Below are 15,198 nucleotides of genomic sequence, written 5' to 3' on the forward strand. Positions count from 1 at the left end.
ACTTCGATTGGTGGGTTTATCTACTTTGCTCCTCCTTGGCCTTGATGAGCGCCCAGAGAAGCTCGTTCCTTGGAGCTTCAAGCCCCACGCTCCTCGCGTACTCCACTATCTTTCCGTGAATGTAGTCGACCTCCGTCCTCTTTCCCCTCTTTATGTCCTGGAGGGTTGAGTTGTAGTTCTCGCGGGTTTTCTCTATCGTGTCCCAGAGAAGCTCCAGTGGGTGGATCTCGAACTCTATCCCCAGCTGCTGCGCCACCATGCATCCTTCGCGCGCTATATCCACGGAGATGCCCTCGAGGTAGGGGTTGTCCTTCAGAAAGCCGTTCTTCACCTCAAGAACCGTTCCGAGTCCGTTGATGACGGAGTTGACTATGGCCTTCGCCCACTTCCAGCCGATGACGTTCTCGGTTGTATGCGTTTCTATTCCGGCCCCGTTGAAGGTCTCCGCAACCTCTTCCACGAAGGGATGGGTTCCGGTAGGATACTTTCCTACGACCGTTATTCCCCTGCCGGTCCACTTCACCCTGCCCCACTCAACCAGCATGGCCCCGTTGGTGGTTATTCCCCCCATGACGTTTGGGGTTATCTTCAAAGCTAACTCCTCGTTCCCGAGGCCGTTCTGTATGCTCAGCACCCAAGTTTCTGGGCCGATGCAGTTCCTTGCGCACTCCAGGGCAGTTTTAGTTGAATACGACTTTGTGGCCAGTATGAGAAGATCGGGGGGCTCTTCAGGGGCGTAGAGGCTCGCATTAGGATAAACTGTGAACTCTTCAACACCAAGGACGTGAAGGCCGTTCTCATTTATCGCCCTCACCTGCTCCTCCCTGCCGATGAGCGTTACATCGTTTCCAGCCCTCGCCAGAAGGGCACCGAAAAGTGAGCCTATCGAACCCGCACCGAGGACGTAAACCTTCATCTCACCACCGCAACCGTTTAAAGCATCCTCCTTAAAGCCTTACCGATGAAGCTCAAGGTGATTCTGGTCGAACCTGAGGGGCCCGCAAACATAGGCATGATAGCGAGAACGATGAAGAACTTCGGCTTCAATGAGCTAGTTCTGGTCAATCCTAACATCACCGAGGAGAGCTATCTCTATGCAGTCCACGCGCGGGACGTTCTAGAGAGGGCCGTCATCGTCGAAACCTTCGAGGAAGCGCTGGAGCTCGTGGACCTGGCGGTGGGCACGACCGGGAAGCCGGGAAAGCGCTACATCCCGGACAGGGCACCCATGATGCCCTGGGAGCTGAGGGAAGCACTCAAGAGCTATCCCGGAAGGGTCGGCCTCTTCTTCGGGCGCGAGAGCATCGGCCTGAAGAACGAGGAGCTTGAGAGGATGGATCTAACGGTCACCATCCCGACAAGCGAGATTTACCCAGTCATGAACCTCAGCCAGGCCGTTGCGGTGATACTCTACGAGCTGGCCAAGGGCGGAAGGGAAGCCATCCACCCCTCGCTCGAACCGGCAACGCGGGAGGAGAAGGAGACCCTCATCAGAACCTGGGAGAGGCTTTTGGATGTTCTGGATTACCCGAAGGACCCCGAGAGGAGGGAGGTTTTCGTCAAGATTTTCCGGCGCTTCGTGGGGCGAACCATCCTCTACGGAAGGGAGGTTCACACGCTCATCGGACCCTTGAGAAAAGCGGCGTTAAGACTGGAGGAATGTGGAGATGCTGAGCGTTGAGCGCTTTGATATCGCGGGGAAGGAAGTCTGGATCGCGGTGATTTTTGACGAGAAAATCCAGGGGATTACCTTCTCCTTGGATGGGGAGGGATTTCTGAGGGAGAGAATCGCCAACATGGCGTTCTTCCTCAAGAAAAGGGGTGTCAATGTCGAATTAACCTTACTGGAGTCAGACTACCCCAGACTCGTCCGCGATGTCATTCTTGGAAAACTCGAGAACGAGGAGCTCCTTCCGGAGCTGGGTTTTCTGGGTGTAACATCCTTTGAGCGCCGCGTTTACGAATGGCTAACAAAAAGGGTTAAAAGAGGAAGCGTTGTAACGTATGGAGAGCTGGCAAAGACCCTTGGAACTTCCCCGAGGGCCATTGGAGGGGCGATGAAGAGGAACCCCTACCCCATAGTCGTTCCCTGTCACAGAGTCGTGGCCCAAGACGGGCCCGGCTATTACACGCCAAAGCTCGAGTACAAGACCTTCCTGCTGAAGCTTGAGGGGGTGGAAGAATGGACAAGCTCAAAGCGTACCTGATAGGATTCTTAATTGCCGTCATAGTGATAGCCGCCGGCATAGTCTGGTACGGTGGCTGGAAGCTGCTGCTCCAGGTGGTTTTAGCCCTTGGATTCCTCGGCGTCACGCTGATGCTGCTCTTCTTCACCGCGCTGACGTTCTACGCCGAGAGCTGGAAGTACGGAGGGATACTGGCGATTTTCACCGTCATCAGCGGCTATGGTCTCTACTTAAGTGCCACTTGGAATCGCACCGATTGGCAGCATCTTTACCCCGTTGGTTGGATAATAGTATTCTTCGTTGCCATTCTTGCCTTCGGCATATGGTACATCAGCGAGCCCGATCTGGGCCTGGCCGACCGCTTCCGCTCGGCCGAGAAGCTCGAGAGGATGGGCAAGTACAAGGCAGCAGCCAGAAAGTACGAGAAGGCCGGCAACTATCTGAAGGCCGCCGAGATGTACGAGAAGCTCGGCTGGATGGAGAGCGCCGCCTGGGCATACGAGAAGGCCGAGAAGTACGAGAAGGCGGCTGAGATATACGAGGCCCTCTATGAGAAGGAGAAGGACACCTACTACCTCAAGGAGGCCCACGAGTACTGGAAGAAGGCTGGGAACATGGACAGGGCAGCCAAGGCCCTTGAGAAGTACGCCGAGGAGGAGCCCTGGTTCTGGGAGGACGTCGCTAAGCTCTACGAGGAGCTGGGCAACGAGGAGAAGGCCAAGGAGGCATGGGAGAAGGCACTGGAGTACTACACCAAGGAAGCCCAAGAAGAGGGCGTCTTCTGGGAGGACGTCGGAAACATAGCGAGGAAGCTCGGAAGGGAGGAGCTGGCAAAGGAAGCCTACCAGAAGTTCCTCGAGTACTGCCTCAAGGAGGCCGAAGAAGATCCGATGTGGTGGAAGCACGTCGCTGAGGCCTACGAGTACCTCGGCGAGAAGGAAAAGGCCGAAGAGGCAAAGAAGAAGTACGAGGAGTACAGGGCAAAAATAATGAAGGCGAACGAGGAGACCTCAAAGTTCCCAGGGGAAAAGTAATCCCCTATTCCTTTTCTTGGAGGTGAGAAATTGTCAGGGGATAAACAACCAAAGGAGAGACCAAAGCTTAATATCCTCAAGCTGTCAAAGATGCCCATAGGGCTCGTGATGGAGAAGAACTTCCTCAGGCTTTCTCCCGATGATAAAATAGAGAAGCTCATAAAGGAGCTCGAGCATCCAACCTGCGCCGTCGTCATCGATGACGATGGAAAGCTCCTCGGATTCATTTCGATCGACGAGATAATCAACCTCATAATCCCCCCCTCAGACTACATTCTCGTGGGACTTGACGCAATCAAGGAGGCACACTTCGACTGGGACAGACCAGTGAAAGACATAATGAACCCCAGACCAATAATCCTCAGTCCGAACGACAGCCTCGGCTATGCCCTCGAAATGATGCTTGAAACCGGTATCAAGCAGTTTCCAGTTGTTGATAAGAAAAAGACCGTCCTAGGAACGTTTTCCGCCCAGAGTATTGTGAGGATTCTCAGGGTATTTGCCAGGTGAGTTCGTATGGAACTCGAGCTGATACTCTACCTAGCCCTCATGCTCGCAGTTGCCGAGACCTTTGGATGGATATTCGCAAGGATAGAGCAACCAGTTGTCCTAGGCCAGATTATCGGCGGCATACTGCTCGGCATGTTCTTTCCCCCAACTACAGAAGTGAAGGATATTTCAATGCTCGGTGTCCTGCTCCTCCTCTTCCTGGCAGGTCTGGAAAGTAGCGTTGATGAGCTAAAGGAAGCTGGTAAGGCTGGGCTCTCTGTGGCAGTGGTTGGAGTTGCAATTGCCTTTCTCATGGGTTTCGGCATTGTGTATCCCTTCAAGGGCTTTGAACAGGCTCTCCTCTACGGTGCCCTAATGACCCCAACGAGCGTGAGCCTGACAGTTAGGGTTCTCATGGAGCTTGACGCGCTCAAGACTGTTGAGGGCAACACCATACTGACGGCCGCTATAGTCGATGATATTCTCGGCATAGTCATCCTGAGTATTGTCATTTCCATGCTTGTCCAGGGAGGCATTAATCCAATTGGGATAGGACTCATCTTTGCCAAGGTTATCATCTTCATACTGGCCGCGATTTACGTTGTCCCGCCTGCGATAGACAGACTGCTGAGAAAGGTCGTCCACCTGGGCTTTGCCGATTCGACGATAACCCTATCGATGGCGACTCTCTTCGCTTTTGCCTATTTAGCGGAGCACATGAATTTAGCCTCTATCCTTGGAGCCTACCTCTTCGGTCTCAGTCTAAGCGAGACTGAATTCAGAAGGCCAATATTCGAGCACACAAGGATCCTAGCCCACTCTATGTTCATTCCGTTGTTCTTCGTTGACGTTGGCATGAACATTCCGCTCAGAAGCATCTCCGAGGTAGGAATCTTCGCACTGGTTTTCAGCCTCGGAGCGATAGCCAGCAAGGTTATAGGGTGCGGTCTCGGAGCTCTCCTGGCCGGACTTGACCGCAGACAGTCGCTTAGGGTTGGAATAGGCATGATTCCAAGAATGGGCGTTGAGCTCGCGATGCTCGCCATAGCTATGAACGCTGGTATAGTCGGTGAGGATGCCTACGTGGTCATCGTGCTGATGATATTCCTGAGCACGCTTGTCACGCCGCCTCTCCTTAAGATGGCATTCAAAGAGGAAGCCTCATCGGAATATTCTCCCAACCTTTTGAGCTAGGGATTTTCCTCAGGTTGCAGCGTGTCATTTCCTGTCCTTCTTGTATTTCTTCAGGTTTCCACGCCATAATGGATCTTTCCGCTTTTTCCATTCCCATATGATCAGGCCAATAACCAGCAACGCACCAGAACCCACGGCAAAAGTTGTCCAAGGAGATTTCCGCTTTTTGTCTTCCTCAAAATTCCTTCGGAAAAAATTTAAACATTACGCTCATAAATCGTCATCGAAACTCGCCAACCTTTTTAAAATCCAGCCCGGATTTTTCTCAAGGTGATAGCGATGATGGGAATGAACCCAAGGCAGATGAAGAAGCTCATGCGCCAGATGGGCATCAAGATGGAGGAGCTTGAAAACGTTGAGGAGGTCGTTATAAAGCTCCCAGACAGGGAGATAATCCTCCGTGACGTTTCAGCTATGGTGATAACCGCTCAGGGCGAGAAGAGCTACCAGATAGTTGCTGGCAGGGAGGAAGTAAGGCCAATCCTCAAGATTTCCGAGGAGGATATCCAACTCGTCATGGAGCAGGCGGGCGTTGACTACGAGACGGCAAAGAAGGCGCTGGAAGAGGCAGAGGGCGACCTCGCGGAGGCCATTCTCAAGCTCACTGAGGGCTGAGAAATTTTCCTTTTATTAAATACAAAGTAGAAAGAGAAATCACTCCGTTCCATGCTCTTTTTCAAAGGTCTCTATGGCCTTCATGAGCGGTATGAGGTGCATAAGTGCTGGACCGCCGGCCATGAGAACCGCGACGAGACCGGCCTCGATGAGCTCTTCTTTCTTAGCGCCCGCTTCGAGTGCCTTCTGGGTGTGGAGATAGATGCACCACTCACAGCCCTGAGCTATGCCGAGGGCAAGGGCAATAAGCTCCTTCTCCCTCGTTGTGAGGGCCTTGTTGTCAACAACCTCGCGGAGGAACCTAGAAAAGGCGGCTATCTCTTTCGGGTGCTCCTTGCCGAGCTTGTCAAGGAGCTCCTCTATTTCCTTCAACTTAACCTGGACGTCCTCACAGTCCATGGGGATCACCGTATAAAGATTGCATTCCAAGTTTAAAGGCCTATCCTAAACTTTGGGTTGAGAACTACCTGCTCCAAAAGGATATAAAGGGAGAAACTGAGGCTCTGACGATGAGAGCAATAGGGGTCATCAGAAAATCCAGGCGCGAGAGGATAAGCCGGGAAGAGTTCGAGGAGCTGTTAAGGAGTGCCGGCTACGAGGTAGTGGCGATTCTCGAACAGAACCGTGAGGAGCACCCTAAGTACAATATCGGAAAGGGAAAGTTCGAGGAGCTCAAAGAGCTCGTGAGAGAGCTTCAGCCGGATAAGGTCATCTTCGCCAACAAGCTCACGCCAAGTCAGGCCTACAACCTCTGGAAAGAGCTGAGGGTGGAGATAATAGACAAGTGGCAGCTGGTTCTTGAGATATTCGAGAGGCGCGCGCATTCAAAAGAGGCAAAGCTCCAGGTGGAGCTGGCGAGCCTGCAGTATGAAATTCCTCTCGTAAAGGAGGCCATCAGGAGAATAAAGCTCGGCGATAGGGCAGGATTCAAGGGAATGGGTGAGTATCAGACCCAGCAGTATCTTAAGCACATCCGCTACCGTATGGGCAAGATAAGGAAGGAGCTGGAGAGGGTAAAGGCGGACCGCGAGGTTAAAAGGAAGCGCAGGGAAGAGGTTGGCTTCATTTTGCTCGCCTTAGCGGGCTACACGAACGCCGGAAAGTCAACGCTCCTCAACACCCTCGCGAGGGAGGAGATAGAGGCGAGAGACCAGATGTTCACCACCCTGGACACGACAACGAGGCGCTTCAAGCTCGGCGGTAAGAGGGTTCTAGTCACCGACACGGTCGGCTTCATTGACGGCCTCCCGCCGTTTATCGTTGAAGCCTTCCACTCCACGCTGGAGGAGATAGTTAAGGCCGATATAGTCCTGCTCGTTCTCGATGTGAGCGAGCCCTGGCCGGAGATACGGAGGAAATTCCTGGCATCGCTCAACGTCTTGAGGGAGCTTAAGGCCTTGGATAAGCCTATGGTAGTCGTCCTCAACAAGAGGGACCTGACGAGCGAGGAGGACGTTAAAGATAAATCTGAGAGGATAATGGAAATAGTCGAGGAGAGGGGGATAAACGTCTCCCGTGTCGTTTCCATCTCGGCCAAGTTCGGTCAGCTGGAGGAGCTCTACGGAGCGCTGGAAGAGGTGGTACTAACCCTGCCCAAGTACGGGGCCTTCGAGATAACCGTGAGGGAGCCTGAGAAAGTCCCTCAGGTCATGGCTCTGATAAATGCTATCGGTGAGGTTTTGTCGGTTGAGTACGGCGAGGAGACGAAAATAGAAGCCTACATCCAGACGGGAATGATAAAGGAGCTGACGAGGCTGGGGGTCGAGATAAAGCGGCTAAACCAGCCCCACCAATGAGAAAGCATTGAAGATTCCAAGGGCGATGAATATCGCCGTCAGGGGCGTCGCCACCCAGCCAAAGACTATGTCCTTTATGACGGACTTGTCGACGCCTTCTCCCGCGATGAGGCCAACACCAATAACGCCGCCAACTATGGACTGACTGGAGCTCACCGGGAGACCGAAGATGTTGGCAAGGCTCACAGCTATTGCTGAGCCGAACTGTGCTGCAAAGGCCGAGATCGGGCCGAGGGCGGTTATCTTCTTTCCAACGGTGTGCATCACTGCGTAGCTGAAAGTTAAAGCGCCTATCGAGAGTGCTATCGCGCCAAAAATTCCCGCAACCTTTGGCTCCACGAAGCCGGCACCGACCAGAGGTCCAGATGCGTTCGCAACCTCATTGGTGCCGAAGTTGAAGGCCATGTAGGAACCGCCCAGTATAGCGAGAGCCTTGTAGAGGACCTCAATCGTCGAGACGCTTTTTATGCTCGAGATAACTTTGGAATAGAACTTGTACAGAATTATCGCCAGAATCCCGGACAGTATGGGTGAGACAACCCATGCGGAGGCTATTTTAACGAGCGTGTACCAGTTGATCGGAGCGTTGACAGCAAGACCAACTCCTATCACACCACCAACTATGGCCTGAGTCGTGGAAACCGGAAGGCCCTTGACGGTGGCTATCGTGACCCATACGCCAGCGGCGAGAAGCGCTATTACCGCCATCTCCATCGTTAGGTAGCCTTCGGGGACGATGCCCTTGCCGACGGTTTTCATAACCTTATAGCCCTTCAGATAGGCACCCATCAGGACGAATATCGCTATGGTGAGTGTTGCCTGCCGGAAGCTGAGTATTCCTGCACCCACCGCGGTACCCATGGCATTTGCCGAATCGTTGGAGCCTATATTCCAAGCGATGTAGAAGGCCACTGCTATTGCTGCTATCACTAGCCCGTCCATGGAGACCACCTATATAGTCTATATATCTCCCTTTAGACTATGGCTTAAAAATTTTGCCAATGACTGCACGAACTTTTTTCGAGAAATGATGCCCCAATCGTGCCATTGACGACTGACAAAGTTCATGCCTACCCAAAGACACCTGCCGAAGGCTGCTTAACCCAATACCGAAACTTAAATAAATGCAATAGATGAATAAGTTTTGACAAATTTAAGGAGGCAGGAATGATGATAGAGATTCGTTTTCACGGTAGGGGTGGACAGGGTGCAGTTACCGCTGCCAACATATTAGCTTCAGCAGCTTTCCTTGAGGGCAAATACGTCCAGGCGTTCCCGTTCTTCGGAGTTGAGAGGCGTGGAGCACCGGTTACGGCATTCACCAGGATCGACGAGAAGCCCATCAGGATTAAGACCCAGATCTACGAGCCGGACATAGTCGTCGTCCTCGACCCGTCGCTTCTCGACACCGTCGACGTTACCGCCGGTCTCAAGGACGGCGGAATCGTTATCATCAACACCGAGAAGAGCAAGGAAGAGGTTCTCGAGAAGCTCAAGAAGAAGCCCGCCAAGCTCGCTCTGGTCGACGCCACCACCATAGCCCTTGAGATACTTGGCCTCCCGATTACCAACACCGCCATTCTCGGTGCCGTTGCCAAGGCCACTGGCGTCGTCAGCCTCGAGCACGTCCAGAAGGCAATCCAGGACGTCTTCTCCGGAGCCCTCGGCGAAAAGAACGCCAAGGCTGCAGAAGAGGCCTTCAACAAGACCGTCGTTTACGAACTCTGATTCTCTTTCCTTTATAATCCTTACAAGGGGTGAAGAGAGTTGAACACGTTGTTCGGTGAAAAGAAAGAAGGGGCCACCAAAATCGTCCTCAAATCCGTGGACGAGTATCCAGAGGCCCCCATAACCCTGGGAACGACCCTCATCAACTTCACCGGTGACTGGAGGACGTTCATACCAGTCGTTGATGATAACAAGTGCGTCAAGTGCTACATCTGCTGGAAGTTCTGCCCCGAGCCAGCGATATACATCCGCGAGGACGGCTACGTTGGCATCGACTATGACTACTGTAAGGGCTGCGGTATCTGTGCGAACGAATGCCCAACCAATGCCATAACGATGGAGAAAGAGGAGAAGTGAGGTGTTGAGCATGGAGTACAAGCCGATTAGGAAGGTTGTGAGCGGCAACTACGCGGCCGCTTACGCCGCCAAGCACGCCCGCGTTGAGGTTGTGGCAGCTTACCCAATCACCCCTCAGACGAGCATCATCGAGAAGATAGCGGAGTTCATAGCCAATGGTGAGGTTGAGAACCTCCAGTACGTGGCCGTTGAGAGCGAGCACTCTGCCATGGCCGCGTGTATAGGAGCTTCAGCGGCTGGAGCGAGGGCCTTTACGGCAACCTCTGCCCAGGGTCTTGCTTTGATGCACGAGATGCTCCACTGGGCGAGCGGCGCGAGATTGCCGATAGTTATGGTCAACGTCAACAGGGCTATGGCACCACCGTGGAGCGTCTGGGACGACCAGACCGACAGCCTGGCCCAGCGCGACACCGGATGGATGCAGTTCTACGCCGAAAACAACCAGGAAGTTTACGACGGTGTTCTCATGTCATTCAAGGTCGCCGAGACCGTCAACCTGCCAGCGATGGTCGTTGAGAGCGCCTTCATCCTGAGCCACACCTACGACATTGTTGAAATGATCCCCCAGGAGCTCGTTGACGAGTTCCTCCCGCCGAGGAAGCCTCTCTACACGCTCACTGACTTTGACAAGCCGTTCTCAGTTGGAGCCCTTGGAACTCCTGCCGACTACTACGAGTTCCGCTACAAGATAGAGAAGGCCATGGAAGAGGCCAGGGAAGTCATCAGGAAAGTCGGCAAGGAGTTCGGCGAGATGTTTGGAAGGGACTACAGCCAGATGATAGAGCTCTACAGGACTGACGACGCTGACTTCGTCTTCATGGGCATGGGTTCACTCATGGGAACCGTCAAGCAGGCCGTTGACGTTCTCCGCGAGGAGGGCTACAAGGTCGGAGCAGCCAAGGTCCGCTGGTTCAGGCCGTTCCCGAAGGACGAACTCTACGAGCTGGCCAAGAACGTGAAGGGAATAGCGGTCCTTGACAGGAACTTCTCCTTCGGTCAGGAGGGCATACTCTTCAACGAGGCCAAGGGCGTGCTCTACAACACCGACGCTCACCCGATAATGAAGAACTACATAGTCGGCCTCGGAGGCAGGGACTTCACCGTGAACGACGTCAAGAAGATAGCCGACAACATGAAGGCCATCATCGAGAAGGGCGAGCTGGATGTAGAGGTGGACTGGTACCACCTTAAGAGGTGAGAATGATGGAGATTCCAGAGAACGTTAAGAAGAGGTTGAGCATTCCCGCGGAAGAGCACTTTTACGCAGGCCACACCGCCTGCCAGGGCTGTGGCGCCTCACTCGGCCTTAGGTACGTCCTCAAGGCCTACGGAAAGAAGACGATATTTGCAATCCCCGCATGCTGTTCAACCATCATCGCTGGCCCCTGGCCATACAGCGCACTCGATGCGAACCTGTTCCACACCGCGTTCGAGACCACTGGTGCGGTCATAAGCGGAATCGAGGCCGCTCTGAAAGCCAAGGGCTACAAGGTTAAGGGCGAGGACGGCATAATGGTCGTCGGCTGGGCAGGCGACGGTGGAACCGCCGACATAGGACTCCAAGCTCTCTCGGGCTTCCTTGAGAGGGGCCACGATGCGGTTTACATCATGTACGACAACGAGGCCTACATGAACACCGGAATCCAGAGGTCGGGTTCAACACCCTACGGTGCCTGGACCACCAACACCCCCGGTGGAAAGAAGCACTTCCTCGAGAAGAGGCACAAGAAGAAGGTCATCGACATCGTCATTGCCCACGAGATACCCTACGCGGCTACCGCAAGCATTGCCTACCCCGAAGACTTCATAAGGAAGCTCAAGAAGGCCCAGAAGACCCCAGGGCCGAGCTTCATCCAGCTCTTCGCGCCGTGTCCAACTGGCTGGCGCTCACCGACCGACAAGAGCATCGAACTGGCCAGGCTGGCAGTCCAGACCGCTTACTTCCCGCTCTTCGAGTACGAGAACGGCAGGTACAAGATCAACATGCCGAGCACCAAGAAGGAGCCCAAGCCCATTGAGGAGTTCCTCAAGCTCCAGGGCAGGTTCAAGTACATGACCAAGGAGGACATCGAGATCCTCCAGCAGTGGGTCCTCCACGAGTGGGAGAAGCTCAAGAAGCTCGCCGAGGTCTTCGGCTGAGCTTTCCATCTTTACCCTAAAGGTTTAAGTGTCAAATTGACAACTCACCCGAGGTGATATACATGGCCGAGAGTCCGTTTAAGGCCGATATTGAGAGGGTTCAGAAGGAGTATAGCGAAAAGATGACCCCGGGAGCGATTGTATACCTCCCGGGAAGCAGCGTCGTGAACAAGACAGGAAGCTGGAGAGTTTTCATGCCGGAGTTCAACAGGGACAAGTGCGTTAGGTGCTACCTCTGCTACATCTACTGCCCGGAGCCAGCCATATACCTCGACGAGGAGAACTATCCGGTCTTCGACTACGACTACTGTAAGGGCTGTGGAATTTGTGCGAACGAGTGCCCGACAAAGGCGATAGTTATGGTTAGGGAGACCAAGTGAGGTGGTGAAAGATGCCGATTAGGAAGGTTATGAAGGCTAACGAGGCTGCTGCCTGGGCGGCCAAGCTGGCCAAGCCAAAGGTTATCGCAGCGTTCCCAATTACACCCTCGACTCTAGTTCCTGAGAAGATAAGTGAGTTCGTAGCTGACGGAGAGCTTGACGCAGAGTTCATCAAGGTCGAGAGTGAGCACTCAGCGATTTCTGCCTGTGTCGGTGCTTCGGCGGCAGGTGTTAGGACCTTCACCGCGACCGCTTCTCAGGGTCTCGCTTTGATGCACGAGATACTCTTCATCGCCGCAGGAATGAGGCTTCCGATAGTCATCGCAGTTGGTAACAGAGCCCTGAGCGCCCCGATCAACATCTGGAACGACTGGCAGGACACCATCAGCGAGCGCGACACCGGCTGGCTCCAGTTCTACGCCGAGAACAACCAGGAGGCCCTTGACCTCATCCTGATAGCATTCAAGGTCGCCGAGGACGAGAGGGTTCTCCTTCCAGCCATGGTCGGCTTCGACGCGTTCATCCTGACCCACACCGTCGAGCCGGTTGAAATTCCCGACCAGGAGCTCGTTGACGAGTTCCTCGGCGAGTACGTGCCAAAGCACGCCTACCTCGACCCGGCCAAGCCGATAACCCAGGGTGCACTCGGATTCCCCGCTCACTACATGGAGGCCCGCTACGGCGTCTGGGAAGCCAACGAGGCCGCGAAGAAGGTCATTGATGAGGCCTTCGCTGAGTTCGAGAAGAAGTTCGGAAGGAAGTACCAGAAGATTGAAGAGTACAGGACCGAAGATGCCGACATAATCTTCGTCACCATGGGCTCCCTCGCCGGAACCCTCAAGGAGTACGTTGACCACCTCAGGGAGAAGGGCCTCAAGGTCGGTGCCGCGAAGATTACCGTTTACAGGCCGTTCCCGGTTGAGGAGGTCAGGGAGCTCGCAAAGAAGGCGAAGGTTCTCGCACTGCTCGAGAAGAACGTCACCTTCAGCGTCGGCGGAGCCCTCTTCCAGGACTTCAGCAGGGCCCTCGTGAACGTTGAAGACAAGCCCAAGATCGTTGACTTCATCCTCGGCCTCGGTGGCAGGGACGTCACTTTCAAGGACCTCGACGAGGCCCTCGAGATAAGCAAGAAGGCCCTCGCCGGAGAGGAGTTTGAGGAAGTCAACTGGATTGGACTGAGGAAGGAGATACTGTGAGGTGAGGAAGATGGCCGTTAGGAAGCCCCCGATTACCACTCGCGAGTACTGGGCACCCGGACACGCCGCCTGTGCCGGATGCGGTTGTGCCACCGCTCTCAAGCTCGCCACCAAGGCCTTCAGCGAGGCAATGGAGGAGAAGTTCGGCGATCCCAACGCATTCGCCGTAGCCCAGGCCACCGGATGTATGGAAGTCGTCAGCGCCGTCTTCCCGTACACCGCCTGGAAGGCCCCGTGGGTTCACGTCGCCTTCGAGAACGCTGCCGCAGCTGCCAGCGGTGTTGAGGCCGCCTGGAAGAAGCTCGGCAGGAAGGGCAAGATCCTCGCCATCGGTGGAGACGGTGGAACTGCTGACATAGGCCTTCAGGCTTTGAGCGGTATGCTTGAGCGCTGGCACAACGTCGTTTACCTGATGTACGACAACGAGGCCTACATGAACACCGGAATCCAGAGGAGCTCTTCGACCCCCTACGGTGCCTGGACCACCACCAGCCCGCCGGGCAAGTACTCCATCGGTGAGGACAAGCCCAAGAAGTGGGTCGCCCTTATTGCTGCAGCCCACCAGATCCCATACGTTGCAACCGCCAGCATAGGCAACCCCTTCGACTTCATCAGGAAGATGAAGAAGGCCGCCAAGGTCGACGGTCCGGCCTTCGTCCAGGTTCAGTGTACCTGTCCAACCGGATGGAAGAGCCCGCTTGAGAAGGGTGTCGAGATCGCCAGGCTCGCCATTGAGACCGGTGTCTGGCCGCTCTTCGAGATCGAGAACGGCGACATCTGGAACATCAAGATACAGGCTCCTGGCGGAGGCGCCAAGGTCAAGCGCGAGGGCGGCAGAGTCGTTGCCATTGAGTTCAAGAAGCCCATCGAGGAGTACCTCAAGCTCCAGGGCAGGTTCAAGCACCTCTTCAAGCAGCCAGAGGCCATTGACGTGATGCGCGAGCAGATCAAGGCCATGTGGAAGGTTCTCGGCGTCGATGTCATCCTCCCGAAGCCGGAGGAGTGACTTCCTCCTCTTTCTTCTTCTACCAATTTCCGCTTTCGCCTGATGATTGTTCCACAAAAATGCCCCATAAGGGCCTCTTTTATAACAAAACTTTTAAGCCCTTAGGCAGACCTAACTTCGGAGGTGGTTAAAAATGACTATCAAGACTCCCCCTACCCTGAACATAGCAGGATTGGGCGCTGACCCGCTCACCCAGAGGATAAACGAGAAACAGAAAAAGTGGAAGTACAAAATAGCCGTCCTCAGCGGTAAGGGAGGCGTCGGGAAGAGCACCGTTGCTGTCAACCTCGCCGCTGCCCTTGCAAAGAAGGGTTACTTCGTCGGAATCCTCGACGCGGACATACACGGGCCGAACGTGGCAAAGATGCTCGGTGTCGAGAAGGCCGACGTCCTCGCTGAGAGGATGGAAGACGGCAGGTTCGAGATGATTCCGCCAATGAACGACTTCCTTGGCCAGACTACACCGATAAAGGTTATGAGCATGGGCTTTCTCGTTCCCGAGGATCAGCCGATCATCTGGCGCGGAGCCCTCGTCACGAAGGCCATAAAGCAGCTCTTCGGCGACGTCAAGTGGGGCGAGCTGGACTTTATGATAATCGACTTCCCGCCGGGAACCGGCGACGAGATCCTCACCGTCACTCAGACCCTCCAGCTCGACGCGGCTATAATTGTCACGACTCCCCAGGAGGTTGCTCTCCTCGACACTGGCAAGGCCGTCAACATGATGAAGAGGATGGAAGTGCCCTACATAGCAGTCGTCGAGAACATGAGCTACCTCATCTGCCCGCACTGCGGCAACAAGATAGACCTCTTCGGGGAGGGAGGTGGAGAAAAGCTCGCCCAGAAGGAGGGCGTTGACTTCCTCGGTAAGATACCCATTGACCTCAAGGCCAGGGAAGCGAGCGACGCAGGAATCCCGATAGTCCTCTATGAGGACACCATGGCTGCAAAGGCCTTCATGGAGATAGTTGACAAGCTCATCGCCAAGCTCGAAGAGATGAAGGGCGAAGAGACCGAAGAGGAGAGCAGCGAGGAATCTAAGGAAGAGTAAAGCCTTTAAGCCCTTTTTCTCTATTCT

The 15,198-nt window shown here is 54.5% G+C and carries 18 protein-coding genes; 15 read left to right on the forward strand and 3 right to left on the reverse strand.

Annotated elements, in window-relative coordinates:
* Positions 1 to 16 precede the first annotated feature (16 nt).
* Positions 17 to 916, reverse strand: a complete 900-nt coding sequence (locus tag E3E26_RS01445) for a 2-dehydropantoate 2-reductase (RefSeq protein ID WP_167899592.1) — start codon at positions 914 to 916, stop codon at positions 17 to 19.
* A gap of 45 nt (positions 917 to 961) precedes the next feature.
* Between E3E26_RS01445 and E3E26_RS01450 the strand changes: the two genes are divergently transcribed.
* From E3E26_RS01450 to E3E26_RS01475, 6 genes are all read left to right on the forward strand, one after another.
* The gene (locus E3E26_RS01450) at positions 962 to 1,681 is read left to right on the forward strand and encodes an RNA methyltransferase (protein ID WP_167899593.1); all 720 of its coding nucleotides are present in this window, start codon (positions 962 to 964) and stop codon (positions 1,679 to 1,681) included.
* Positions 1,668 to 2,207 (forward strand): methylated-DNA--protein-cysteine methyltransferase, encoded by a 540-nt coding sequence (otg, locus tag E3E26_RS01455; RefSeq protein ID WP_167899594.1) that lies wholly within the window; start codon positions 1,668 to 1,670, stop codon positions 2,205 to 2,207. Before E3E26_RS01450 ends, otg begins: the two co-directional genes overlap by 14 nt.
* Entirely contained in the window at positions 2,183 to 3,220 is a 1,038-nt protein-coding gene (locus E3E26_RS01460) for a tetratricopeptide repeat protein (RefSeq protein ID WP_167899595.1), read from the forward strand. Before otg ends, E3E26_RS01460 begins: the two co-directional genes overlap by 25 nt.
* Positions 3,221 to 3,250: 30 nt before the next feature.
* Positions 3,251 to 3,730, forward strand: coding sequence for a CBS domain-containing protein (locus E3E26_RS01465; RefSeq protein ID WP_167899596.1), 480 nt, complete (start codon positions 3,251 to 3,253; stop codon positions 3,728 to 3,730).
* A 6-nt stretch (positions 3,731 to 3,736) separates the two neighbouring features.
* Positions 3,737 to 4,903, forward strand: coding sequence for a cation:proton antiporter (locus tag E3E26_RS01470; RefSeq protein ID WP_167899597.1), 1,167 nt, complete (start codon positions 3,737 to 3,739; stop codon positions 4,901 to 4,903).
* A 279-nt stretch (positions 4,904 to 5,182) separates the two neighbouring features.
* Positions 5,183 to 5,518 (forward strand): nascent polypeptide-associated complex protein, encoded by a 336-nt coding sequence (locus E3E26_RS01475; protein ID WP_167731613.1) that lies wholly within the window; start codon positions 5,183 to 5,185, stop codon positions 5,516 to 5,518.
* Positions 5,519 to 5,557: 39 nt separating this feature from the next.
* Here the strand turns inward: E3E26_RS01475 and E3E26_RS01480 are convergent, their stop codons facing one another.
* Positions 5,558 to 5,917: a carboxymuconolactone decarboxylase family protein gene (locus E3E26_RS01480; protein ID WP_167731612.1), complete on the reverse strand. Its 360-nt coding sequence runs from the start codon at positions 5,915 to 5,917 to the stop codon at positions 5,558 to 5,560.
* 110 nt (positions 5,918 to 6,027) lie between these two features.
* On the opposite strand from E3E26_RS01480, the gene hflX reads away from it, so the two are divergent.
* Positions 6,028 to 7,314, forward strand: coding sequence for a GTPase HflX (hflX, locus tag E3E26_RS01485; protein ID WP_167899598.1), 1,287 nt, complete (start codon positions 6,028 to 6,030; stop codon positions 7,312 to 7,314).
* Here the strand turns inward: hflX and E3E26_RS01490 are convergent.
* On the reverse strand, positions 7,294 to 8,256 hold the full coding sequence (locus E3E26_RS01490) for an inorganic phosphate transporter (RefSeq protein WP_167899599.1): 963 nt from the start codon (positions 8,254 to 8,256) through the stop codon (positions 7,294 to 7,296). The genes hflX and E3E26_RS01490 overlap by 21 nt on opposite strands.
* Positions 8,257 to 8,484: 228 nt before the next feature.
* Here E3E26_RS01490 and E3E26_RS01495 point away from each other — a divergent pair, with 228 nt between their 5' ends.
* The 8 genes from E3E26_RS01495 to E3E26_RS01530 all read left to right on the forward strand — a co-directional run bounded on the left by E3E26_RS01495 (position 8,485) and on the right by E3E26_RS01530 (position 15,171).
* The gene (locus E3E26_RS01495) at positions 8,485 to 9,042 is read left to right on the forward strand and encodes a pyruvate/ketoisovalerate ferredoxin oxidoreductase subunit gamma (RefSeq protein ID WP_167900092.1); all 558 of its coding nucleotides are present in this window, start codon (positions 8,485 to 8,487) and stop codon (positions 9,040 to 9,042) included.
* Between the two features lie 39 nt (positions 9,043 to 9,081).
* Complete coding sequence (locus E3E26_RS01500) at positions 9,082 to 9,399, forward strand: 3-methyl-2-oxobutanoate dehydrogenase subunit delta (RefSeq protein ID WP_167899600.1); 318 nt, start codon at positions 9,082 to 9,084, stop codon at positions 9,397 to 9,399.
* 10 nt (positions 9,400 to 9,409) lie between these two features.
* Positions 9,410 to 10,597 carry a pyruvate ferredoxin oxidoreductase gene (porA, locus tag E3E26_RS01505; protein WP_167899601.1) on the forward strand — a complete coding sequence of 396 codons (1,188 nt, stop codon included), beginning with the start codon at positions 9,410 to 9,412 and terminating at the stop codon, positions 10,595 to 10,597.
* A gap of 5 nt (positions 10,598 to 10,602) precedes the next feature.
* Complete coding sequence (locus E3E26_RS01510) at positions 10,603 to 11,538, forward strand: 3-methyl-2-oxobutanoate dehydrogenase subunit beta (RefSeq protein ID WP_167899602.1); 936 nt, start codon at positions 10,603 to 10,605, stop codon at positions 11,536 to 11,538.
* 62 nt (positions 11,539 to 11,600) lie between these two features.
* Entirely contained in the window at positions 11,601 to 11,918 is a 318-nt protein-coding gene (porD, locus tag E3E26_RS01515; protein WP_068665414.1) for a pyruvate synthase subunit PorD, read from the forward strand.
* 11 nt (positions 11,919 to 11,929) lie between these two features.
* Entirely contained in the window at positions 11,930 to 13,114 is a 1,185-nt protein-coding gene (gene porA / locus E3E26_RS01520) for a pyruvate synthase subunit PorA (protein ID WP_167899603.1), read from the forward strand.
* Between the two features lie 10 nt (positions 13,115 to 13,124).
* Entirely contained in the window at positions 13,125 to 14,120 is a 996-nt protein-coding gene (gene porB / locus E3E26_RS01525) for a pyruvate synthase subunit PorB (RefSeq protein WP_167899604.1), read from the forward strand.
* Between the two features lie 133 nt (positions 14,121 to 14,253).
* Positions 14,254 to 15,171 carry an Mrp/NBP35 family ATP-binding protein gene (locus tag E3E26_RS01530; RefSeq protein WP_167899605.1) on the forward strand — a complete coding sequence of 306 codons (918 nt, stop codon included), beginning with the start codon at positions 14,254 to 14,256 and terminating at the stop codon, positions 15,169 to 15,171.
* Positions 15,172 to 15,198 lie beyond the last annotated feature (27 nt).

The organism is Thermococcus sp. LS1, from assembly GCF_012027395.1.
In the GTDB taxonomy this organism is placed as follows: Archaea; Methanobacteriota_B; Thermococci; order Thermococcales; family Thermococcaceae; genus Thermococcus.